Source organism: Pseudomonas acericola (SeqCode), from assembly GCF_053456465.1.
Window position 1 is genome coordinate 50,570 of sequence record NZ_JBRFJB010000011.1, and the last position, 22,138, is coordinate 72,707.

The window sequence follows — 22,138 nt, forward strand, 5'->3', positions numbered from 1 at the left end:
CGTCACTCCTTGGGCGGCTCGGCGCCCGGGTTCAAGGCCAGTTGCATGAAGGTCAGGTCCAGCCAACGGCCGAATTTGATGCCCACCTGCGGCATCTGCCCGGTGGTGATGAAACCCAGGCGTTCATGCAGGCGGATCGAGGCGTGGTTGCCGCTCTCGATGGCGGCGACCATCACGTGTTTGCCGGCGCTGCGCGCGCGTTCGATCAGCGCTTGCATCAGCAACGGGCCAAGGCCCTTGCCGCGCTGGTCGTTGCGCACGTACACCGAGTGCTCGACGCTGTAGCGGAAGCCTTCGAAGGGCCGCCAGTCGCCGAACGAGGCGTAGCCGGTGACTTCACCGTCTTCAACCGACACCAGGATCGGATACCGCTGCGCCTGGCGCGCGTTGAACCAGGCCAGGCGGTTGGCCAGGTCCACCGGTTGTTCGTTCCAGATCGCCGTCGTATTCAGCACCGCATCGTTGTAGATGTCGCGGATCGCCGGCAGGTCGCTTTCAAGTGCATCACGAATCATGGCGGCTTCTCAGGCAATCGGCTGGTGGACGGTGACGAGCTTGGTGCCGTCGGGGAAGGTGGCTTCCACCTGGATGTCCGGGATCATTTCCGGGATGCCTTCCATCACTTGTTCACGGCTGAGCAGGGTGGTGCCGAAGTGCATCAGGTCGGCCACGGTGCGGCCATCGCGGGCGCCTTCCATCAGCGCGGCGGAGATGTAGGCGATGGTTTCCGGGTAGTTGAGCTTCACCCCGCGCGCGAGGCGGCGCTCGGCGACGAGGCCGGCGGTGAAAATCAGCAGTTTGTCTTTTTCCCGTGGGGTCAGGTCCATGGTTCAAGGTCTCTCATTTACAGCATTCTTATAAACAACAGAGATCAAATGTGGGAGCTGGCTTGCCTGCGATAGCGGTACTTCAGGCAGTGCATTTGTTGCTGACCCACCGCTATCGCAGGCAAGCCAGCTCCCACAGTTTTGATCTTCATGTGCTCCAGATTCTCGGTGAGACGGCTTCCCGGCCCAGTACGGCAGGGCGCAGCAATTTCCATAAATCAATCAGCCATGCCCGCGCCAACAGCGCTTCACTGGCCAGGCAGCGGGCAACCAACAGGCCCGGCAATTGGCTCAAGTCGCCACGCACCGCATGGGGCAGGGCACGGCATTGTTCGAGTAACTCGGGGTCAATCTCGCCCGTCAGCAACAACGTCGCAAACACCGGCTGCCCATCCAGCCCGATGGGCGAGTCGAGCAAGCCATCGGCGCCAACAATGCGCTGGCGCTCATGCCAGAGCAACTGGCCGTCGCGGCGGATATCCAGGTGGGATTGAAAGTGGCCCAGGTCAAACCGCTCGCCACTGGCGGGGCGGCCGAGGGCGACCACGTCCCAGTAGAACAAGCGCGCATCGCCTTGCAGCTCGATGCGCGTAGTGAGTTCGGCCTGGGCCGCGCTGAACACGATGGTTTCCTGGGGCAGCCATTCCAGCGTGGCACCGGCCTCAACCGTAAGGTCGAGCTGCTGGAACGCCGGGCCGCTGGCGCGGTACCACTTGGCCGCGCCGGGGCTGGTCAACTGCGCCCAGGCACCCGCGCCGACGTGGGCGCTGATGTCCAGGCGATCACCGCCGGCAATCCCGCCGGGCGGGTGCACGATGATGTGCTGGCACACCTCGGGGCCTTCGGCGTACAGGTGCTTTTGCACCCGCAGCGGGCCGAGGTGGCGGCGCATCACCGGGCGCGTGGTGTCGCCGAAACGCGCGTAGCCGAGGTTCAGCTCGGCGTGCCAGCTGGGGGTGAACAGGGCAGAGGGCAGGTTCATGTCGTTGTGCTTATCGTTAGGACGCTACAGATTAGATCGTAACGAGGCCACGCACACCCTCGCTTTCCATGTTTTCACCACGGCCCTGGGCGACGATTTCACCCCGGGACATCACCAGGTACTGGTCGGCCAGTTCGGCGGCGAAGTCGTAGAACTGCTCCACCAGCAGGATCGCCATGTCGCCACGGGCGGCGAGTTTTTTGATCACCGCGCCGATCTCCTTGATCACCGAGGGTTGGATGCCTTCGGTGGGCTCATCGAGGATCAGCAGGCGTGGTCGGCTCGCCAGTGCGCGGCCAATCGCCAACTGTTGCTGCTGGCCGCCGGACAAGTCACCGCCACGCCGGTGTTTCATTTGCAGCAGCACCGGGAACAGCTCGTAGATAAACGCCGGGACTTCCTTGGCCTCGGAGCCGGGGAAGCGCGCCAGGCCCATCAGCAGGTTTTCTTCCACCGTCAGCCGGCCAAAAATCTCGCGGCCCTGGGGCACGTAGGCGATGCCGGCGTACACCCGCTGGTGGGGCTTGAAGCCGGTGATGGCTTTGCCTTCCCAGTTCACCGCGCCTTCTTTGGCGGGCAGCAGGCCCATCAGGCACTTGAGCAAGGTGGTCTTGCCCACACCGTTACGGCCGAGCAGGCAGGTGACTTCGCCGACCTTCACGTCAAAGGACAGCCCGCGCAGGATGTGGCTACCGCCGTAGTACTGGTGCAGCTTGTCGACTTGCAACATCTTCAAAACCTCCTCGATCCCCCTGTGGGAACCGGTTCAAATGTGGGAGCTGGCTTGCCTGCGATGGCGGTGTACCTGATGCACCGCTATCGCAGGCAAGCCAGCTCCCACATAAAGCAGTCCGTGTCTGGGTTAGCGGCCGAGGTAAACCTCGATCACCCGCTCGTTTTCCTGCACCTGCTCCAACGACCCTTCGGCCAGCACGCTGCCCTGATGCAACACGGTGACGTGGTCGGCAATCGCGCCGACAAAGCCCATGTCGTGCTCCACCACCATCAACGAGTGCTTGCCCGCCAGGCGCTTGAACAGCTCGGCGGTGAATTCGGTTTCGGCGTCGGTCATGCCCGCCACCGGTTCGTCCAGCAGCAACAGTTGCGGGTCCTGCATCAGCAACATGCCGATTTCGAGGAACTGCTTTTGCCCGTGGGACAACAGCCCTGCGGGGCGCTGCACCGAGGCGGTCAGGCGGATGGTGTCGAGGACTTCGTCGATACGGTCCTTCTGCTCACCGCTCAGGCGCGCGCGCAGGCTGGCCCACACGGATTTGTCGGTCTTCTGCGCCAGTTCGAGGTTTTCGAACACGCTGAGGGCTTCGAACACCGTGGGTTTCTGGAACTTGCGGCCGATGCCGGCCTGGGCGATCTGTACTTCGCTCATGCCGGTGAGGTCGAGGTTTTCGCCAAACCAGGCGGTGCCGTGGCTGGGCCGGGTCTTGCCGGTGATCACGTCCATCAGCGTGGTCTTGCCCGCGCCGTTGGGGCCGATGATGCAGCGCAACTCGCCCACGCCGATGTACAGGTTCAGGTCGTTGAGCGCCTTGAAACCATCAAAGCTGACGCTGATGTCTTCCAGGGTCAGGATGGTGCCGTGGCGCGTATTCAGGCCCTTGCCTGCCGCTTGGCCAAGGCCGATGGCATCACGGCCGCTGCCGGCGTCGAAAATAGGTTCAAGCATGACGTTCCTCATTTCTTCAGCAGCCCGATCACGCCCTTGGGCAGGTACAGGGTGACGATGATGAACAGCGCCCCAAGGAAGAACAGCCAGTATTCCGGGAAGGCCACGGTGAACCAGCTCTTCATGCCATTGACCACGCCGGCGCCGAGCAGCGGGCCGATCAACGTGCCGCGCCCGCCCAGGGCCACCCACACGGCGGCTTCGATGGAGTTGGTCGGCGACATCTCGCTGGGGTTGATGATGCCCACCTGCGGCACATACAACGCCCCGGCCAAACCGCACAGCACCGCACTCAATACCCACACGAACAGCTTGAAACCGCGCGGGTCGTAGCCGCAGAACATCAGGCGGTTCTCGGCATCGCGCAGCGCCGTCAGTACCCGGCCGAACTTGCTTTGCGCCAGGCGCCAGCCGATGTACAGGCTCGCCACCAGCAACAGCACCGTCGCGACAAAAAGCACCGCCCGCGTGCCCGGTTCGGTAATGCCAAAACCGAGGATGCTGCGGAAATTGGTGAAGCCGTTATTGCCGCCAAAACCGGTCTCGTTCCTGAAGAACAACAGCATCCCGGCAAAGGTCAGGGCCTGGGTCATGATCGAGAAATACACGCCCTTGATCCGCGAGCGGAAGGCGAAGAAACCGAACACCAGCGCCAGCAACCCCGGCGCCAATACCACCAGGCACATGGCCCAGAGGAAGTGTTCGGTGCCGACCCAATACCACGGCAGTTCGGTCCACGACAAAAAGGTCATGAACGCCGGCAGCTCATCGCCGGACGCCTGGCGCATCAGGTACATACCCATCGCATAGCCGCCGAGGGCGAAGAACAAACCGTGGCCGAGGGACAACATCCCCGCATAGCCCCACACCAGATCCAGGGCGAGGGCGACGATGGCGTAGCAGAGGATCTTGCCCACCAGCGTCAGGGTGTAGGCCGAGACATGAAAGGCGCTGTCGGCGGGCAGCAGCGACAGCAACGGCAGCGCCAGCAGCAGGATCAGGATCACCCCACCCACGGCGATTGTCACTTTGGGGCCGGCCTTTTGCGTGGCCGTGAGCATCAATGGCTGGTTCATCAGTCGATCACCCGTCCTTTCAGTGCGAAGAGTCCTTGCGGGCGTTTCTGGATAAACAGAATGATCAGCGCGAGGATCAGGATCTTGCCGAGCACGGCGCCGATCTGCGGTTCGAGAATCTTGTTGGCGATACCCAGGCCGAAGGCGGCCATGACGCTACCGGCCAGTTGGCCAACACCGCCGAGCACCACGACGAGGAAGGAATCGATGATGTAGCTCTGGCCCAGGTCCGGGCCGACGTTGCCGATCTGGCTCAGCGCGACGCCGCCCAAACCGGCGATACCGGAACCGAGGCCAAACGCGAGCATGTCCACCCGCCCGGTCGGCACGCCGCAGCAGGCCGCCATGTTGCGGTTCTGGGTCACGGCGCGCACGTTGAGGCCCAGGCGCGTCTTGTTCAGCAGCAGCCAGGTCAGCACCACCACGCACAGCGCAAACGCGATGATCACGATGCGGTTGTACGGCAGCACCAGGTTGGGCAGCACTTGAATGCCGCCGGACAGCCACGCGGGGTTGGACACTTCGACGTTCTGCGCACCAAACACCAGGCGCACCAGCTGGATCAGCATCAGGCTGATGCCCCACGTGGCGAGCAGGGTTTCCAGTGGCCGGCCATACAGGTGACGAATCACCGTGCGCTCCAGCGCCATACCGATGGCGGCCGTGACAAAAAACGCCACTGGCAGCGCGATCAGCGGGTAGAACTCGATGGCCTGGGGCACGTAGCGCTGCATCAACATCTGCACCACATAGGTGGAGTAGGCACCGAGCATCAGCATCTCGCCGTGGGCCATATTGATCACGCCGAGCAGGCCGAAGGTGATCGCCAAACCCAGGGCCGCGAGCAGCAGGATCGAACCCAGGGACATGCCGCTGAACGCTTGGCCGAGGATCTCGCCGAACATCAACTTGCGCTTGACCTGGGCCAGGCTGGTTTCGGCGGCGGTGTGCACGGCGGCATCGGTTTCCACGCCGGGGGCGAGCAAGGCTTCCAGGCGCGTGCGGGCCAGCGGGTCGCCGGTGTTGCCGAGCAAACGCACGGCCGCGAGGCGCACGACCGGGTCGGTGTCCACCAGTTGCAGGTTGGCCAGGGCCAGGCTGAGGGCGGTGTGTACGTCCTCGTTGGTTTCGCTGGCGACTTGCTGGTCGAGGAATTTCAGCTGCGCGGGTTGCGCGGTTTTTTGCAGGGTCTGTGCCGCAGCCAAGCGCACCTTTGGGTCGGCGGCGAGCAATTGCTGGCTGGCGCGGACGTTGTCGATCAGGCCGCGTAGGCGGTTGTTCAGGCGTACGGTCTTGGTTTCACCGTTGAGCGTGAGCTGGCCTTGTTGCAGGGCGTCCACCAACTCGATGCGTGCCGGGTCGGGCTGGGCGGCCCAGTCCTGGAGGAGCTTGGCTTGTTGGGCCGGGTTGGCGGCGAGGAAGTCTTCGGCGTCGCTGGCGTGTGCGGCCAGCGGCAGCAACAGCAGGGCGGCGAGGATGAAGCGGTACAGGGCAGTGGGCATAGTCTTGGGCCTTGCTCAAACTAATGTGGGAGCTGGCTTGCCTGCGATGGCGGCGACTCGGTGTGCCTGATGCACCGCTATCGCAGGCAAGCCAGCTCCCACAGGGATTGTGTCGGCCTCACGTGCCGACACCCCTCGGATCAGTTGCTCTTGACGGCGTAATCCGGCTTCTTGTCATTCCCCGGGATATACGGGCTCCACGGCTGCGCACGGATCGGCTCATTGGTCTGCCACACCACCGAGAACTGCCCATCGGCCTGGATCTCGCCGATCATCACCGGCTTGTGCAGGTGGTGGTTGGTCTTGTCCATGGTCAGGGTGAAGCCCGATGGCGCGGCAAACGTCTGCCCGCCCAGCGCTTCACGCACTTTGTCGACGTCGGTGGACTTGGCTTTCTCCGCCGCCTGCGCCCACATGTGGATGCCCACGTAGGTGGCTTCCATCGGGTCGTTGGTCACGGCTTTGTCGGCGCCCGGCAGGTTGTGTTTCTTCGCGTAGGCTTTCCAGTCGGCGACGAATTTCTTGTTCACCGGGTTCTCCACCGACTGGAAGTAGTTCCACGCGGCGAGGTTGCCCACCAGCGGCTTGGTGTCGATGCCGCGCAGTTCTTCTTCGCCCACGGAGAAGGCCACCACCGGTACGTCGGTGGCTTTCAGGCCCTGGTTGGCCAGCTCTTTGTAGAACGGCACGTTGGAGTCGCCGTTGACGGTGGAGATCACCGCAGTCTTGCCGCCGGCGGAGAATTTTTTGATGTTGGCGACGATGGTCTGGTAATCGGCGTGGCCAAACGGGGTGTAGACCTCTTCGATGTCTTTATCCGCCACGCCTTTGGAGTGCAGGAACGAGCGCAGGATCTTGTTGGTGGTGCGCGGGTACACGTAGTCGGTGCCCAGCAGGAAGAAGCGCTTGGCGCTGCCGCCTTCTTCGCTCATCAGGTATTCCACGGCCGGGATGGCTTGCTGGTTCGGCGCCGCGCCGGTGTAGAACACGTTCGGCGACATTTCTTCGCCTTCGTATTGCACCGGGTAGAACAGCAGGCCGTTGAGTTCTTCGAACACCGGCAACACCGATTTGCGCGACACCGAGGTCCAGCAGCCGAACACCACGGCGACCTTGTCCTGGGTCAGCAGCTGCCGGCCTTTTTCGGCGAACAGCGGCCAGTTCGACGCCGGGTCCACCACCACCGGTTCGAGCATCTTGCCGTTTACCCCACCCTTGGCGTTGATCTCGTCGATGGTCATCAGCGCCATGTCTTTAAGCGATGTCTCGGAGATGGCCATGGTCCCTGACAGCGAATGCAGGATGCCGACCTTGATGGTCTCGGCGGCCTGGATTGTCCAGGTCATGCCCATGGCGGCAATGGATGCCGAAAGAGTGAAAGCCTTGATCAAGCTGCGACGCTTCATGGTGCGATCTCCGTGACCGATTTTTTTTGGATGGCTGATACCAGCAGGAGATAGCAAGGGCTGTGCCTAAGTGGGAAAAGCCTTGCAAGCATGGGCCGGTCAAGGCGGGCGCGGGCGCCGGCGCGCACCAATGTGGCGCCCGCAGGTGGTGCGCGTGCACGCCCGTGTGCCGTTGTGGTGCCGGTTTTACCTATGTAGCGCTCCAAGAGGAAACCGCGCTTTCAAGATGAGCACAGGTTCAGCGCTGCCCACATGGATGAACAACCCGCCCGCCCGGGCACGCAAAGCCCTGCCTTTGCAAGCGCCGATCTGAAACTGCCCGATACATCCACCCAACTTCCCATCAGGGATGAACTGTAATCACGTGAAGGACATCGCCATGCCAACCCATACTGCCCATGAACTGCTGCAACACCTGAGCCTGCCGTTTCTGCTGCCGGACGACGCCGCCCGTCACGCCTTGGCGCAAATCGACCGGCGCAAAAATCGTTTTACCGGTGGCTATATCCTCATCGACCCCGAGGGCCACTACCGCGCGACGCGGCCACTGGAAGGCCAATTGGAGGACTTTCTCTTCGAAGGCGAGCTGACCATGGAGAGCGCCGGGGATCGTCTGATGCCCGAGGGCTATCGATACCTGACCTATTACTTTTGCGACTCCGACGACCCCGCGTTGCTGCAACGCTTGCGCCCCAGCTGGACGCCCCAGCGTATCGCGCTGATCCAGAGCCTTCCTGTGGGCAGGGTGGTGGCGGCCTGTTCCGGCCTGGTGCCGGGGGTATTTACCATCGGCCCGCAGGGCTCGTTGCTGCGTTTTGTGGTGCACGACGACCAACCCAGGGCGCGACTGTCGCTGCCGCCCGAGACTGAGCCGGTGGAGCGTTATGTGCACGCCTTGCTTGAGCGCGGCACCCTGGCGGTGGTGATCACGTCGCCTGTGTGGGCGGGTTTGCGCGGTGAAGTGTCATCCGCCTGGAAAGCCTTTGTGCCGGTGCCCGAGCCTGCCAACACCGACCCCTCCTTCAGCCCGGTCTGCGCGGATGCAGCCAGTGCCATGGCCGTTGCCCAGCAATGGCTGCTGCGCACGCCAACGGCCCGGCAACTGGGTTTTGTGCTCAAACATGCCCATCACCCACGGTATGTGGCGACTGAGCCGGTGACGGTGACGGAGCCGGTGTTCGACCCGCATCTGGTGTTTCGCTCCGCCGGTGACGGCACTTTTTACCTGCCGCCGGACTACCGGTTTGCCGGTTTCTACTGGCTGGCGATCGACGCTGTGGCACCGCAGGCCGTGAGCGAGCCCTGGCTGTATGAGCGCTTTATTCTGCCCAAGGTGTTGGCCCACGCGATCAACCTGCAACGGGTACTGGATCTGCCGGGGCTGGCGCTGTACGTGAGTACCGTCGACGGCGCGTTGTTGCGCTATCAATTTTCCAACTCGGGCGCGGAGTCGCGCTTCTACAACCCCCCGAGATCGTCCAGGGGAGGCATCGACAACGGCCAGCAGGCGGCATTGGACGAGGGGCGGATGGCGGTGCGCACCTACATTCAGCAGTTGGCCGCCGCCGGTGATCTGTCGGTGGTCAGGACCAGCCCGTTGTGGGACGTGGTCGGGCGTATCGATGGGCACTGGCAACCGTATTCGCGTCATCCAATGGCGGTGTTGAGCCAGGCGTTTGTGCTGGCCGATGATGCGGCGCGCTATGCCCACGAGCGTATTGGCAGTCGGCGCGAGCGTGAGTACATCGGCTTGATCCTCAAGGGCCCGCAGCAGCATTTTTTTGCCACTGAACCCCAGGAAAACCCCGGCCCCCGTTTTGATATGAGCCGCGTCGGCCCGGTGGACCGCGGCGGTGTGCCGCTGGTGATACCGGCCGGTTACAGCCTGCACGGGATTTACAGCTCGCGCGCCCACAGCCCGGTAATGCCGGGGGATGCGGAGGCCGAGGTGGCTGCGCAGATGTTTTTGGACAGTGATATCCACCAGGTCCTCACACTGGCACCCAAGGTGCCGGCGGCGTATTTGTCGGGTTCGGCCGACAGCCTGGTCGCCTTCGAACCCTACGCCCCGGCGTTGAGCCGCGAGCTGTTCGACCTGAGCGCCCCGGAACGCGGCGGCAGCCAGTTGCAGCGCCAATTGCAGGATCACAGCCTGGTGCCCAGCGACGTGGTGCGCGCCATGGTGTTGGCCGGTGTGGTGCGGGTTGTGGTGGGCAACCGGCTGTGGGGCAGCCCCGCCAGGGTGCAGAGCGACTGGTCGCCACCCTACGTGATCACCGCCGACCATGTGCCGCCACAGCCCGAGCTGGGGCCGATCTTCGCCAGCGCCCGGCAAGCGGTGGTCGATGCCTGCGCGCGTTGGCGCCATGCCTATGCACAGGCGCCCCAAGGTTTGGGGGTGGTGCTCAAACACAAAGCCAGCGAAGTCTATGTCGCCACCCAAGTGGTGCCGGGCGCGGTGCTGGACCGCCTGATATTCGCCGCCGAATTCGGCGCCCCGGTGCTGACCGAAGGCTTTACGACCCATGCCGTCTACTACAGCGCCAGTGGCTTGCCCAAAGACCTGCGTGGGCAAGCGGCCTGGGTGGCGCGGCATTTTATCGGTGCGCACGATCTGTATGCGGCCCTCTACGATCAACAGGGGCGGCGACGTGCGCGCGCGCCCCACACGCTGGCGCTGTATCTGTCGACCCTCGACGGTGGGCTATTGATGTTCGATCCCGGCTACGACCCGCTTGGGGTGCTTCAGGATGAGTCAGGGAAAATGGACCCGGACGCCTTGCAGGCCAGGCTCGGCCAGACCCTGACGGCCCGTGGCTACGTGCGCCAGGTGGCGCTGGGCGGGCCGCTGACGGTGATCAACACCAGCACTTGCTGGGACGTGGCCGGTCGCGTCGGGCCGCAATGGTTCGCCTTCGCCCAGGCCAATCGGCATGCGTTGGGCCCGTGTTTCGCTACCGCCGATGATGCTGCTCGCCATGCTCAGGTTCGTCTGGGCAATCGCCGTGACCGGGTCTACGGTGGGTTGATTTTGCGGCGCACCGACGGTCTGTTCACGGCCACGGATCCGGTGGCGGTCTACGTCGAGAACTTCGCGCCAGGCTGGATCCGTCGCGATGACCTGGTGGTGCATTCCCAATTCCTCGGCGGCAGCACGGCGGTGGCGCGCTACCACTCGCGGCGCCTGGGGCAGTTGCCCTTCGCCCTGAGCGAGGGCGAACGAGCGGTGTACCAGAACATGTTTGCCACGGACTTTCTCGGCGCCATGCTCGATGACTCGCCCAGCGCGCTGCGTTTTTCCACCGGCCTTGAGTACCTGTTTTGTGACGATGGCGCGCTGCTCAGCGTGGCCAGCAACGGCGGCGCGCTGGAGCGCTCGCTGGCGGCGAAGTTGCGGGTGCGTGGTACGGCGAACCCCAAGCTCAACGAGTTGGAACAGTCCCTGCGCGACGGTGTGCTGGCGCCCAGTGAATACGTCAGCCGTGTGGCGCGGGCGTTGGTGTTGCGCGTGGTCAAGGGCAGCACCCTGTGGGGGCAGGCGGCCCGAGTCGAACAATGGCAGGCCGCTGCCGTGCTCGATGACGTCCCCGCGCTGTCGGTGGACGCGCCCCTCGGCCCGGTGTTCGTGCAACTGGCCGACGCCTTGCGCGACCTGCACCGCCAGAGCGGCCAGCGTCGCCTGTTGAGCTACGGCGTGGTGCTCAAGTCGCGCAATGCCGAGCAGTATGTGGCCACTGCGCCCCAGCCGGCTGGCGCCCTTGCCCTGAACCTGGATCGGCTGCTGGTAGGGGGCGTTGCACCGCCAGGCCTGGAGGTGCAAGGGCTGTACCTGTGCCCGCCGGCGCAGGCCGAAATTTTGCGGAGCGACCCGCTGTATCGCTGTTTCGTTTCGCCTGCGGACCTCACCCGTGCCTGGGGACTCAGAGGCGCCAAACCTTCCGACTACCTGCCGGTGTTTGTCGGCTGCGTGGACGGGGCCTGGCTTCAGGTACGGTTGCAGTCACCCTTGGCCTCCCTTGATAACGCATTGCCGCGTCTAAAAAATGGCAGCCTGAAGCCACTGGGCTATATCCGTGAAATGGCCCAGGCCCATGAATTGACGGTGCTGGCTACCAGTGAAATGTGGAGCATCAAGGGCCGCATCGAATCGGGCTGGGAGCCCCGGCGCAGTGCGGCGCAACCCGACAAGGCCCTGGCATTCGGGCCGCTGTTTTCCCACCCGGATGACGCTGCCCGCCATGCCCAGCGACGTCTCGCACGTGAGGCGCATTACCTCGGGTTGGTGCTGGTCAATACCGCGTCTACCTCCTTCGTTGCGCTTGAGCCGTTGCGGGATACAGGGATCGACTCACCGTTGGCGCGACGGCTGTTCAAGGTTAAAGGCGGTCTGTTCGAGCCGTCTTCACCGGCACCGGCGTATCCGTCCGGTTTCAAGCTGGTGGCGGCGCACCTGTTATTCCAGCGCATGCCCGGCAACCCGGACGACACTACGCAGGACCAGAGGCTGGCGGAACACTTCGTGGCGCGCGACACCCTCGGGTTCTATCGCAACCTGCTGTTCAAAAACGGCGTGCGCGGTGCGTTCTGTTATCTGTCGACACGCCAGGGCGGCTTGCTCAAATACCTGCCTCGCTACACTGAGCGTGAAGAAGATTTGTTCACCGGCGGGCTCTTGGGCCCCACGGACTATCGGCCGACGCAATGGCTATCGCGCCTGGCCAGCGATGGCGTGGTGCAGGTGTTGGACCCGGACGATTACTGGACCCGCAGCGGCGTATTGAAGGTGGAATGGACCCTGGAGGCGGGGGAGGAACATTCCACCTGGGAGGTGGCGCCGGCCTACCCGGCCAGGGACGAGCTATGAGCGCTTGCGCATCAAGCCGATAAAGAACAGCCCACCGATGGCTGCCGTGGCCACGCCAATCGGCAAGTCTTCGGGGGCGATCAGGGTGCGTGCAGCCACGTCCACCCATACCAGGAACAAGCTGCCCAGCAGCCCGCACACCGGCAGTAAGCGCCGGTGCTCGGCGCCCACCAGGCGCCGCGCGATGTGCGGGATCATCAGGCCGACAAAGCCGATGGAGCCGCTGATCGACACCAGCACACCGGTCATCAGCGAGGCCACCAGAAACACCTTCAAGCGCACCGTGCGTGCGTTTAGGCCGAGGGTCACGGCAGTCTGCTCACCGGCCATCAAGGCGTTGAGCGGGCGCGCCATGCCCAGCAATACCCCTAGCCCCAGTAGCACCGTAACGGCGGGAATCGCCAGAAGCTCCCAGCGCGCCAGGCCCAGGCCGCCGAGCATCCAGAACATTACCGCCGAGGCAGCGCGATGGTCGCCCATGAACAGCAACAGGTTGGCCACCGCCATCATCACAAACGACACCGCCACACCGCACAGCAGCAAGCGATCGCTCTCCAGGCGGCCATTGCGGCTGGCCACCGCCAGCACCACCAGCATGCTCGCCAATGCGCCGATAAACGCGGCGATGGGCAAGGTCAGCAAGCCGATTATTTCACCCACATGCAGCACCACGATCACCGCGCCCAGAGTGGCGCCGGATGTGACGCCCAGCAGGTGTGGATCAGCCAGCGGGTTGCGCGTGACCGCCTGCAACACCGCGCCGATCAAGGCCAACCCCGCGCCGACCAATGCGCCCAGCAACATGCGCGGCACGCGGATCAGCCAGACGATATGTTCCTGCCCCGCCGGCCAACTCACCTCGCCGATGCCAAAGGCCTTGTACAGCATGATCCGCCACACCACGTCCACCGGCACCCGCGCCGGGCCAAAGCCCAGCGAGATCACACAAGAGGCCAGCAACAGCGCAGCCAGGGCGACGAGCAACAAGGCATAGCGACGGTTGATCATTCGCCGTGGAACCCCTTGGCCAGTGTCTCGACAGCCAGCACGTTATCGATGCCCGGCGTGGCTTGCACATAAGGAATCACGATAAAGCGCTGGTTCTTGATCGCGTCCACCGCTTGCAGCGCCGGGTTGTTCAGCAGGAACGCCTGTTTCTGCTCGGCGGTGATCTCACTGTAGTCAACGATTACGATCACCTGCGGGTTGCGCTCCACCACTGTCTCCCAGTTGACGCGGGTCCAGCTGGCCTCGATGTCGTCGAGGATATTGCGCCCGCCGGCCGCCGCGATCAGCGCCTGGGGCATGCCCAGGCGGCCGGAGGTCATGGCGCGGTCTTCGCCGCTGTCGTAGAGGAACACGCGGGGCTGGTCGGCGGGCAGGTCTTTCTGCACCTCGGCGACCTGCGCCTGCATCTGCGCGATCAGCGTGTTGGCGCGGTCTTGTACGTCGAAGATCTTGCCCAGGTTGCGCAGGTCGTTATAGGTGTCGTCCAGGGTGGCGGCCGGGCGCTTCATGACGAACGCGCAGGACTCGGTCAGCTCGTACACGTTGATGCCCAAGGGTTGCAGGGTGGCGGGCGTGAGGTCACCGCCCACGCGCATGCCGTAGTCCCAGCCGGCGAAGAAGAAATCCACGTTGGCATTGAGCAGGGTTTCTACCGACGGGTACTTGCTGGCCAGTTCCGGCAAGCCGTCGAGAGTGCTGGCCATTTCTGGCGTGACGGACTTCCAGCCGGTCACACCGCTGTAGCCGGCCATGCGCGGCTTGAGGCCGAGGGCGAGCATCATCTGGGTCATGTTGATGTCGTGGCTGACGGCGTGCTGGGGCGCTTCCTGGAAGGTCACGTCGCGGTTGCAGCTTTTGACGGTGACCGGGTAATGGGTGGCCTCGGCGAATGCTTCAGAGGCACCGGACAACAGGGCTACAGCCAGCAGGGAGCGCAGGATCATGGTTGGGTTATCCAGGTGATTCGGGGGTAGTCAGACAAGGGATGGCGGTCGATCAAGGCCTCGACGCCAAACACCTCGCGCAGCAGTTCGGCGGTCAGTACTTCGTGAGGCGTGCCGCTGGCGACGATGCACCCGTGGTGGATCACGTACAGGCGATCACAGAAAGCGGCGGCCAGGTTCAGGTCGTGGATGCTCGCCAGAGTGCCGATATTCAGGCGCTTGACCAACCGCAGCAGCTCCAGCTGATAGCGCGGGTCGAGGTGGTTGGTGGGCTCGTCGAGGATCAGCAATTGCGGTTGCTGGGCCAGGGCTCGGGCGAGGATCACCCGTTGTTTTTCCCCGCCGGAAAGGGTGGCAAAGGCGTGGTCTTCGAAGCCCTGCATGCCCACCGATTCGAGGGCGGTTTGCACCAGTTGCTGGTCGTGCAGCGTGTCGCCATCGAACAAGCCTTTGTGGGGCGTGCGGCCCATGGCGACCACTTCATCCACCCGCAGGCCGAAAGCGTCGGGGAATTCCTGGAGCACCACGGCGATGCGTTGCGCGCACCATTTGGCGCTTTGTTTCCACACGTTCTGGTGGTCGAGCGAAACGTCGCCGCGCGCCGGCTGGGTGAAGCGATAGGCGCAGCGCAACAGGCTGGTCTTGCCGCTGCCGTTGGGGCCGATCAGGCCGACGAACTCCCCCGCACCGACCTGCAGGCTGGCGTCACGCAGGTGGAACTGGTGATGGCAGTGGCTGGTTGGGGACCAGTTGAGGTCGGTTAGGGTTAGCGATGTCATCAAGTCTCTCAAGTCCAACGCAGATCAAAACTGTGGGAGCTGGCTTGCCTGCGATAGCATCACAGAGGTGCAGCTGTTACACCGAGGTGTCTGCATCGCAGGCAAGCCAGCTCCCACACAAGCCAGCTCCCACATGGGGCTCTGTGGTGTGTTCGGTTAGAAGGTGTAGTCCGCCGTGACGAAGAAGGAGCGCGGTTCACCGAGGATCCACTGCTGCCCGTCATTGTATTGGCTGACCGCATAAGTGCGATCAAACAGGTTATTCAATTGCAGCCCCAGCGTGGTATTGCGCATGGCTTTCCACGACACCGACGCATCGACCACGGTGTAGCTCGGCAGCTCGTTCTGGTTGGCCATATCGGCATACCGCGCATCCACATAACGCACGCCGGCACCGGCACGGATGTCGTCGGTCACGGCCTTGCTCAGCCACAGGTTGGCGGTGCGGCGCGGCACGTCCACCGGGCGGTTGCCGTCGCGGGAGACTTGCACGCCGTTGACGTCCTGCTTGAAGTCGTCGTATTGCGCATGCACCAGCGCTGCGTTGGCTTGCAAGGCCCAGGCGTGGGGCAGTTGCAGGTCGAGGCTGGCTTCCAGGCCACGGGAGGATTGCTGGCCGACTTGCTGCTTGAGGTCCGGGTCGCCCGGTACGTCGGTGAGCAATTTCTTTTTGACGATGTGGTAAGCGGCCAGGGTCCACTCGCCACGCTGGTCCCAGAAGGCTTGCTTGATGCCGATCTCGGTTTGCTTGGCCGTGGACAGGTCGAACTGTTGCTGGCTCGGGCTCAGGGAAATCAGGCCACCGACGCCGTCGGTGCTGGTGGCGTACTGGCCGTAGATCGAGGTGTCCGGGCTGATCGCGTAGACCAGGCCGGCTTTCCAGTTATTGCCGGTGAGGGTCTTGTCGGACTGTTCGCCGGTGCGCAGGTTATCGCGGTCGACGTGGGCGTAATCGCGGCGGATACCGGTGACCAGCGCCAGTTGATCGGTGAGTTGCAGACGGTTTTCGGCGAAGCCGGCGACGGTTTTGGTGGTGGTGGCGAACAGCGGCTGGAACGCGCTGCTGCTTGCAAACTCGCCGGGTGCCGGGTGGTTGATGTCGATGGGTTGGCCATCGGCAAAGCTGTCGGTGAACGGCGAGTTGCTGGCCAGGCGGAAGCGGATGCGGTTGTATTCCACGCCGGTCACGGTCTGGCTGTCGAGGCCGAACAGGGTGTGCTTGAAGGTGAAGGTCTGGCGGTCGCCGACCTGTTCCTGGTTGTGCTTGATGCCGTAGTTGCCGCTGCGGGTGAGTTGGCCGTCGGTGAAGTTGTAGTTCTCGGCGTTCTGCCAGCGGCGCTGGTTTTTCAGGTAGAACAGCTCGTTGCTGGCGCTGAGGTTGTCACTGATCTGCCACTCGCTGGTCAGGCGCGTCCACTGGTCGTTGTAGTGTTGGATGTCGTCGCGGACGTTGTAGTTTTTCTCGCGCAGGCCTTTGTGCAGCTGGCCGTTGATCAGCGGCGTGCCGAAGTAGTTTTGCGGGCGCTGGTCGCCGTAGTCGCTGGCGAGGGTGAAGCTGAGGTTGTCCGCCGCCTGCCAGCGCAGGGCGCCGCTGATGAAGTCGCTGCTGGAGTCGCCATGGTCGATGAAACCGTTGCTGCGCAGGCGGTTGAGGTTGAGGCGATAGCTCAGGGTATCGGTCAGCGAACCGCCGCTGTCGAGGGCCTGTTGCTGGCGGTCATAGGAGCCGTAGCCGAGGCGGATGTGGTTTTCGATCTCGCCTTCGAAGGGCTTTTTCGGCACGGTGTTGATCACCGCGCCGGTGGCGCCTTCGCCGTACAGCACCGAGGCCGGGCCGCGCAGCACGTCCACGCGCTCCACCGACCAAGTGTCCACGGGGAAGGTCGAGGTGCCCATGCCCATGTACATGCGGTTTCCGTCATAGAGCTGCATCACCGAACCCTGGCCGGTAAAACCACGGGCCGACAACGAGGTGCCGCCGTCCCCCGGTGTGCCGGTGCGGCTGATGCCGGTGGCGCGGGAAATCGCGTCCTGCACGCTGGCATCGCCCCGTTCGCGGATCTGCGCGCCGGTCTGGCTTTCAACGCTGCCGGGGGTTTGCAGGGCCGTGAGGTTCAGGCGCGAACCGGCGGTGGTCGGGGTCTTCAGGTCGATGTGTGCATCGTCCACAGCCGGTGCGGTGACGGGGCTGGCGGGCAGGGTCAGGGCCTGGGCGTTGGTGTGCAGGGCGAGCAGGCACAGGCCGGACGCGAGGTACTTGTTCATCGGTTGATCAGTCTTCTTGGCAGGGTGCTCGCCGCAGGGCGCGGCGAGCAACGATAACGCAGTAAGTGTTATAAGTTAACACTTATTCGCTGCGCGGCAAAACGTCGCGCAAGGCTACAGAAGTGCTCTATGGCGGGCATCTCACGGGTTTCATGTCGAACCTGAGGCAGATTCATGTCGGTTGAAAAACCGTGACAGCACCAGGCGATCCAACGCCCACACGGCGATCAACGACGCGCCCACCAACGGGAAAACGATCGCCAGCCCGAGCATGATCACCATCGCGGTTTTCCACTTCGGCAGGTCGTGGCGCAGCGGCGGCACCCCGAGCTTGCCCTGGGGTTTGCGCTTCCACCAGATCACCACGCCGCTGACGGCGCTGAGCAGGATCATCAGGCAGATCAGCAACACGATCAGTTGGTTGACCCAGCCGAACATCTTGCCTTCGTGCAGCATCACCCCGGTTTCGGTGGCGCGGGCGACGGTGTTGTAGTGCTGCCAGCGCACATCGGCGAGGACCTTGCCGGTGTACTGGTCCACGTGCAGGGTGGCGTCGTTGCGCGGGTCGTCGGCGAACACCGCGACGGTGAACACGCCTTCGGCGGTGGTGGGGAAGGTGATGCTGTAGCCGGGCTCGACTTTGCGTGCGTTGGCCAGGTCCACCACCTGTTGCAGACGCAACGTTGGTGCGGCGGGCGCTGAATGCATGGCGCCGTGGTTCATGTGTTCGGCGTGGTCGCCAGACATCGGCATCGGCGTGTTTTCCATGGCCCAGGGCACGGTCTGCTGGCTCGCGGTGTTGAGCACGCGGGCTTGCTGGTCGGACTGCGGCACGTCGTTCCACATCGCTGCCGGGAATTTATTCCACAGGTCGGCGTATTGCTTGCCCCAGAAGCCGGTCCAGGTCATGCCGCTGAGCAGCATCACCAGCAACAGCGCCGCACCCCAGAAGCCGGTGACGGCGTGCAGGTCGCGCCAGAGCACGCGGCCGCGACTGCTGAAGCGCGGCCACAACACACCGGCCGACGACTTGCCGCGCGGCCACCACAGGTACACGCCGGACACCACCAGCATCACGCCCCAACCGGCAGCGAGTTCCACCAGGCGATCGCCGACGGTGCCGATCATCAGCTCACCGTGCAGGGCGCGGGCGATGGCTTGCAGGTTGTATTTCGCGTCTTGTTCGCCGAGGACGCTGCCGCGATAGGGGTCGATGAATACCGTGAGTTCGCGGCCCTTGTCGTGCAGCACGAACTGCGCGCTGCTGGTGGTGGTCGCGGGCGGCAGGTATTTGCTGATGGCGGCCTCGGGGTAGGCGGCCTTGGCGCGTTGCAGCTGCTCGTCGGCGGTCAGCGCGTGTTCGGCGGCCGGGACGGTGAGCAGGTGGCCGTACATCAGTGGGTCGAGTTGGGGTTTGAACAGGTAGATGATGCCGGTCAGGGCCAGCAGCACCATGAAGGGGGCGACGAAGAGGCCGGCGTAGAAGTGCCAGCGCCAGGCCAGGTTGTAGAAGGAGATTTTTTGAGTGTTCATCAGGCTTTTTCCGCAAGGCTTGTGATTTTTTTGGGTTGTGAACGCCAAACCTGTAGGAGCCGGCTGTTGTGGCGAGGGAGCTTGCTCCCGCTGGGCTGCGCAGCAGCCCCAAAAAGCTTGGGAGCGCTTCGCACTCCAGCGGGAGCAAGCTCCCTCGCCACAACAAGCTCGCTCCTACAATGCGTTAAAAGCTCATGTCGATTTTAGTCCACAGGGTGCGGCCAGGCTCCTTGATGGCCTGCGGGTCATTGGCCGGGTAGCCGAACCCGGCGTTGCCGGCCAGGTTCAAATGCTCGGCATAGGCCTTGCCGAACAGGTTGTCCACACCGGTGCTGACCTTGAAGTTTTTGTTGATGCGGTACGCCGCGTTCAGCGAGAACACGCCAAAGCCGCCGCTCTTGTCGTAGTCCTTACCGACCACGTTGCCCTTGTTCTGATCGATGCGGTTTTGTGCCGCGACCACCCGCCACAAGGCGCCAGCGCTCCAGTCGTCTTCGCTGTAGGTGAGGCCCAGGCGCGCGTCCAGCGGCGGCATTTGTGGCAGGGCCTTGCCGTCGCTGCTGTTCTTGCCCCAGGCGTAGGCGAGGGTGGCGTCGGTTTTCCAGTGGCGCGTGAGCTTGTACGCCGCGCCCAGTTCGCCGCCCATGATGCGCGCGTCGACGTTGCGCGCCTGGGAGGTGGTACCCATCATCCCGGGCTTGTAGTCGAACAGGATGAAGTCCTGCACGCGGCCGATGTAGCCCGAGGCCCAGGCTTCGAGGTCGGCGCTTTTATATTGCGCGCCGAAGTCGAGTTGGGTGGTCTTTTCCGGTTTCACGCCGTCGAAGGCATTCACCGAGCCGGCGGCGCCGGTGTTCGGCGAAAACAGTTCCCAGTAGTCCGGGAAGCGTTCCGAATGGCCTAGGCCCGCGTAGAGCGTGGTGGGGCTGTCGGCGAGGTCGTGTTCATAACGCACGAAGCCCGAAGGCAGAGTGTCGGCACGGGTGTTGTCGGCCGTCGGGTTGGGACGCTTCATCATTCCGGAGCCGGTGGTTTGCCGGAAGTCTTTGGCGGACGCACGATCCAGGCGCGCGCCGGTGATCAGGCGCTCGCGGTCGGCGGCGTACCAGGTGAGTTCGCCGAACACCCCGTAGTTGTGGAAGTTGGCGTCCTTGACCCGGGGCAGGTCCTTGTAGGTGTCGATGCCCATGCTGCTGCGCTGGCGGTGTTCGTTGGTCTGCGCATCCAGGCCGCTGATCAACTGCACATCGGCCCAGCGCCAGGTGGCCTTGATGCGTGCGCCGAGGGTGCGGCGGTCGACGTTGGACGCCATCGGCCCGGCCATCATGCCGGTGCCCGAGGGCGTGCGCAGTGTGTAGTTGTCCATCACATGGTCGGCGTAGTTGTAGTAGACCTGGGCCTCGACCTTGTTCAGCACCTCGCCGATGTTGGATTTTTCGAAGCGCAGCCCGAGGCTTTCGCGCAGGAACTGCGAGCCGTCCATGCCGCGTCCGGCGTAGCGCGCTTCGCCATCGCCACGGCCGGCGGTGAGTTCCAGCAGGGTGTCGGCGTCGGGGGTGAAGCCGACGGCCACGTCACCGTTCCACTTGTCATAGCGCGAGGCGACGGTGTCGTTGTTGCCGTCCTTGTAGTCATCGGCGTGGGCCTGGTTGCCGATCACCCGCACATAGCCCAGCGGACCACCGGTAGCGGCGTCGATGACCTTGTCGAAGCGCCCGTTGGAACCGGCCAGCACGCTGGCGTTGAGGCGTGTGCCGAGTTCGCCGAACTGCTCCGGCTCACGTTCGAACAGGATCGTGCCGGCGGAGGCGCCCGGGCCCCAGAGCACGGTTTGCGGGCCTTTGATCACGGTGAGCTTGTCGTAGGTTTCCGGGGAAATGTACGAGGTGGGCGCGTCCATTCGGCCGGGGCAGGCGCCGAGCATCATGCTGCCATTGGTGAGGATGTTCAGGCGCGAGCCGAACATGCCGCGCAGCACCGGGTCGCCGTTGGTGCCGCCATTGCGTACCAGGGCAAAGCCGGGAATGGTCTTGAGGTAGTCGCCGCCATCGCTGGCGGGCACCGGTTGGCGCGGGTCCTTGGGGTTGGTGATCACGGTCAGCGGTGAGCTGGGGGCAATCGCGGTGATGACGGTGGGGCTCAGTTCGTTTTCATCGGCGTGAGCCAGTGGCACCAAGAGTGCGCCGCACAGAACGGCGAACACGGGGGTACATCCCAAACGGGAGTCAGCAGTAAACCTGGACATGACAAATTCCATCAATCAATCGTAAACAACACGGCCAGCAGCCTGCGGCTGTCTGTCTAAAGTCGGCCGGGGTGAAGTAACGCTGTGAAGTGCTTACGAGACGATGGGCGGCGCACGGCTGCGGGCGCCGGGGAAGATGCTCTGCCGGGCATGGCCCAGGCGCGTGGCGGGGGTGAGGGCGGTGGCCGGCGGTGGGGCGCCGAGGGTGAGCGTGGAAACGCCGCCGGGCAGGGCGGGGCAACTGTAGAGCAGGTCGCAATAGCCGCACTTGGCCCAGAGGGCGTGGTGTTCGTCAGGGGCTTTTTTGTGATGGGCATCGCCGTGGTCCATCGGCATGTCCATGGACATGCTCATCGACATACCGGCGTGATGATCCATCGGCATCGCTTGGGAAATCAGCGGACCGATAAAGATCATCAGCATGGCGAACAGGCTGATCCAACTGCCGCGCGTTACGCGAGCGTGTGGCGACAACCTGGCGCGAGGGGCGCCCATCGAGTATTGGCCTAGTGGGCGTGTTTATGCTCGTGGGCGGCCATCGGCGGCACTTTTTGCACCGACACTTCCACTTCGACCTTGCCGGCTTTTTCGAAGGTGAGGGTCAGTGGGAATTGCTTGCCGTCGGCCAACAGGCTGCGGTCTTTGAGGCCCAGCAGCATGACGTGGTAGGCCATCGGCGCGAAGGTCAGCTCGCCTTTTGCGGGCACGGCGACGCTGGGCACCTGTTGCATCTTCATCAGGTCGCCCTGCATGACGTGTTCATGCAGCTCGGCCTTGTCGGCCACGGGCGTCTCGACGCTAAGCAGGCGGTCCGGGCTGGCGCCGGTGTTGTGGATCACAAAATACGCCGCGACCGTTGGCGCATTCGGCGGCAACTCCTGGGACCAGGGGTCGCTGACCAGCAAGTCGCCGGCCTTGTAGTCATCGGCATTGGCAGCACTGAACACCGGCAGCAACAACGCGGCCAGAAGCAGGGAAGATTTGAGCATGGCAGTTCTCCAGAACGGTTCTAAACGCAGTTCA

At 63.8% G+C, this 22,138-nt stretch carries 17 protein-coding genes; 1 reads left to right on the plus strand and 16 read right to left on the minus strand.

Annotation, left to right across the window (positions count from 1 at the left end):
- Positions 1–2: 2 nt before the first annotated feature.
- The 8 genes from ACU688_RS26115 to urtA form a co-directional block, all read right to left on the minus strand.
- Complete coding sequence (locus ACU688_RS26115) at positions 3–515, minus strand: GNAT family N-acetyltransferase (protein WP_448186952.1); 513 nt, start codon at positions 513–515, stop codon at positions 3–5.
- 9 nt (positions 516–524) lie between these two features.
- A complete protein-coding gene (locus ACU688_RS26120; protein WP_010213535.1) occupies positions 525–827 on the minus strand; it encodes an urease subunit gamma in 303 nt (100 codons plus the stop codon).
- A gap of 148 nt (positions 828–975) precedes the next feature.
- A complete protein-coding gene (locus tag ACU688_RS26125; protein ID WP_448186953.1) occupies positions 976–1,809 on the minus strand; it encodes an urease accessory protein UreD in 834 nt (277 codons plus the stop codon).
- A 31-nt stretch (positions 1,810–1,840) separates the two neighbouring features.
- Positions 1,841–2,539: an urea ABC transporter ATP-binding subunit UrtE gene (gene urtE / locus ACU688_RS26130; protein ID WP_448186954.1), complete on the minus strand. Its 699-nt coding sequence runs from the start codon at positions 2,537–2,539 to the stop codon at positions 1,841–1,843.
- A 132-nt stretch (positions 2,540–2,671) separates the two neighbouring features.
- On the minus strand, positions 2,672–3,505 hold the full coding sequence (gene urtD, locus ACU688_RS26135; RefSeq protein WP_448186955.1) for an urea ABC transporter ATP-binding protein UrtD: 834 nt from the start codon (positions 3,503–3,505) through the stop codon (positions 2,672–2,674).
- Positions 3,502–4,569, minus strand: a complete 1,068-nt coding sequence (urtC, locus tag ACU688_RS26140; protein WP_448186956.1) for an urea ABC transporter permease subunit UrtC — start codon at positions 4,567–4,569, stop codon at positions 3,502–3,504. Before urtC ends, urtD begins: the two co-directional genes overlap by 4 nt.
- Positions 4,569–6,071, minus strand: a complete 1,503-nt coding sequence (gene urtB, locus ACU688_RS26145) for an urea ABC transporter permease subunit UrtB (protein ID WP_448186957.1) — start codon at positions 6,069–6,071, stop codon at positions 4,569–4,571. The genes urtC and urtB overlap by 1 nt, the downstream gene beginning before the upstream one ends.
- A gap of 140 nt (positions 6,072–6,211) precedes the next feature.
- Positions 6,212–7,477: an urea ABC transporter substrate-binding protein gene (urtA, locus tag ACU688_RS26150; protein WP_448186958.1), complete on the minus strand. Its 1,266-nt coding sequence runs from the start codon at positions 7,475–7,477 to the stop codon at positions 6,212–6,214.
- A gap of 379 nt (positions 7,478–7,856) precedes the next feature.
- On the opposite strand from urtA, the gene ACU688_RS26155 reads away from it, so the two are divergent.
- Positions 7,857–12,341 (plus strand): hypothetical protein, encoded by a 4,485-nt coding sequence (locus tag ACU688_RS26155; protein ID WP_448186959.1) that lies wholly within the window; start codon positions 7,857–7,859, stop codon positions 12,339–12,341.
- Here the strand turns inward: ACU688_RS26155 and ACU688_RS26160 are convergent.
- The 8 genes from ACU688_RS26160 to ACU688_RS26195 all read right to left on the minus strand — a co-directional run bounded on the left by ACU688_RS26160 (position 12,336) and on the right by ACU688_RS26195 (position 22,104).
- On the minus strand, positions 12,336–13,349 hold the full coding sequence (locus tag ACU688_RS26160) for a FecCD family ABC transporter permease (RefSeq protein WP_448186960.1): 1,014 nt from the start codon (positions 13,347–13,349) through the stop codon (positions 12,336–12,338). The two genes, ACU688_RS26155 and ACU688_RS26160, sit on opposite strands and share 6 nt — an antisense overlap.
- The gene (locus ACU688_RS26165) at positions 13,346–14,293 is read right to left on the minus strand and encodes an ABC transporter substrate-binding protein (protein ID WP_448186961.1); all 948 of its coding nucleotides are present in this window, start codon (positions 14,291–14,293) and stop codon (positions 13,346–13,348) included. The genes ACU688_RS26160 and ACU688_RS26165 overlap by 4 nt, the downstream gene beginning before the upstream one ends.
- Positions 14,290–15,072 carry an ABC transporter ATP-binding protein gene (locus tag ACU688_RS26170; protein ID WP_448186962.1) on the minus strand — a complete coding sequence of 261 codons (783 nt, stop codon included), beginning with the start codon at positions 15,070–15,072 and terminating at the stop codon, positions 14,290–14,292. Before ACU688_RS26170 ends, ACU688_RS26165 begins: the two co-directional genes overlap by 4 nt.
- Before the next feature lie 156 nt (positions 15,073–15,228).
- Entirely contained in the window at positions 15,229–17,337 is a 2,109-nt protein-coding gene (locus tag ACU688_RS26175) for a TonB-dependent receptor (RefSeq protein WP_448186963.1), read from the minus strand.
- Positions 17,338–17,487: 150 nt separating this feature from the next.
- On the minus strand, positions 17,488–18,870 hold the full coding sequence (locus ACU688_RS26180) for a PepSY-associated TM helix domain-containing protein (RefSeq protein ID WP_448186964.1): 1,383 nt from the start codon (positions 18,868–18,870) through the stop codon (positions 17,488–17,490).
- 184 nt (positions 18,871–19,054) lie between these two features.
- Entirely contained in the window at positions 19,055–21,115 is a 2,061-nt protein-coding gene (locus ACU688_RS26185) for a TonB-dependent copper receptor (protein ID WP_448186965.1), read from the minus strand.
- Between the two features lie 93 nt (positions 21,116–21,208).
- Positions 21,209–21,610 carry a DUF2946 domain-containing protein gene (locus ACU688_RS26190; protein WP_448186966.1) on the minus strand — a complete coding sequence of 134 codons (402 nt, stop codon included), beginning with the start codon at positions 21,608–21,610 and terminating at the stop codon, positions 21,209–21,211.
- 11 nt (positions 21,611–21,621) lie between these two features.
- Positions 21,622–22,104 carry a copper chaperone PCu(A)C gene (locus ACU688_RS26195; RefSeq protein WP_448186967.1) on the minus strand — a complete coding sequence of 161 codons (483 nt, stop codon included), beginning with the start codon at positions 22,102–22,104 and terminating at the stop codon, positions 21,622–21,624.
- Between the last annotated feature and the right edge of the window lie 34 nt (positions 22,105–22,138).

Bases quoted from the DNA above. Each gene is read 5' to 3' on its own strand.
- ACU688_RS26115 (WP_448186952.1), bottom strand. From the start codon at position 515: ATGATTCGTGATGCACTTGAAAGCGACCTGCCGGCGATCCGCGACATC.
- ACU688_RS26120 (WP_010213535.1), bottom strand. From the start codon at position 827: ATGGACCTGACCCCACGGGAAAAAGACAAACTGCTGATTTTCACCGCC.
- ACU688_RS26125 (WP_448186953.1), bottom strand. From the start codon at position 1,809: ATGAACCTGCCCTCTGCCCTGTTCACCCCCAGCTGGCACGCCGAGCTG.
- urtE (WP_448186954.1), bottom strand. From the start codon at position 2,539: ATGTTGCAAGTCGACAAGCTGCACCAGTACTACGGCGGTAGCCACATC.
- urtD (WP_448186955.1), bottom strand. From the start codon at position 3,505: ATGAGGAACGTCATGCTTGAACCTATTTTCGACGCCGGCAGCGGCCGT.
- urtC (WP_448186956.1), bottom strand. From the start codon at position 4,569: ATGAACCAGCCATTGATGCTCACGGCCACGCAAAAGGCCGGCCCCAAA.
- urtB (WP_448186957.1), bottom strand. From the start codon at position 6,071: ATGCCCACTGCCCTGTACCGCTTCATCCTCGCCGCCCTGCTGTTGCTG.
- urtA (WP_448186958.1), bottom strand. From the start codon at position 7,477: ATGAAGCGTCGCAGCTTGATCAAGGCTTTCACTCTTTCGGCATCCATT.
- ACU688_RS26155 (WP_448186959.1), top strand. From the start codon at position 7,857: ATGCCAACCCATACTGCCCATGAACTGCTGCAACACCTGAGCCTGCCG.
- ACU688_RS26160 (WP_448186960.1), bottom strand. From the start codon at position 13,349: ATGATCAACCGTCGCTATGCCTTGTTGCTCGTCGCCCTGGCTGCGCTG.
- ACU688_RS26165 (WP_448186961.1), bottom strand. From the start codon at position 14,293: ATGATCCTGCGCTCCCTGCTGGCTGTAGCCCTGTTGTCCGGTGCCTCT.
- ACU688_RS26170 (WP_448186962.1), bottom strand. From the start codon at position 15,072: ATGACATCGCTAACCCTAACCGACCTCAACTGGTCCCCAACCAGCCAC.
- ACU688_RS26175 (WP_448186963.1), bottom strand. From the start codon at position 17,337: ATGAACAAGTACCTCGCGTCCGGCCTGTGCCTGCTCGCCCTGCACACC.
- ACU688_RS26180 (WP_448186964.1), bottom strand. From the start codon at position 18,870: ATGAACACTCAAAAAATCTCCTTCTACAACCTGGCCTGGCGCTGGCAC.
- ACU688_RS26185 (WP_448186965.1), bottom strand. From the start codon at position 21,115: ATGTCCAGGTTTACTGCTGACTCCCGTTTGGGATGTACCCCCGTGTTC.
- ACU688_RS26190 (WP_448186966.1), bottom strand. From the start codon at position 21,610: ATGGGCGCCCCTCGCGCCAGGTTGTCGCCACACGCTCGCGTAACGCGC.
- ACU688_RS26195 (WP_448186967.1), bottom strand. From the start codon at position 22,104: ATGCTCAAATCTTCCCTGCTTCTGGCCGCGTTGTTGCTGCCGGTGTTC.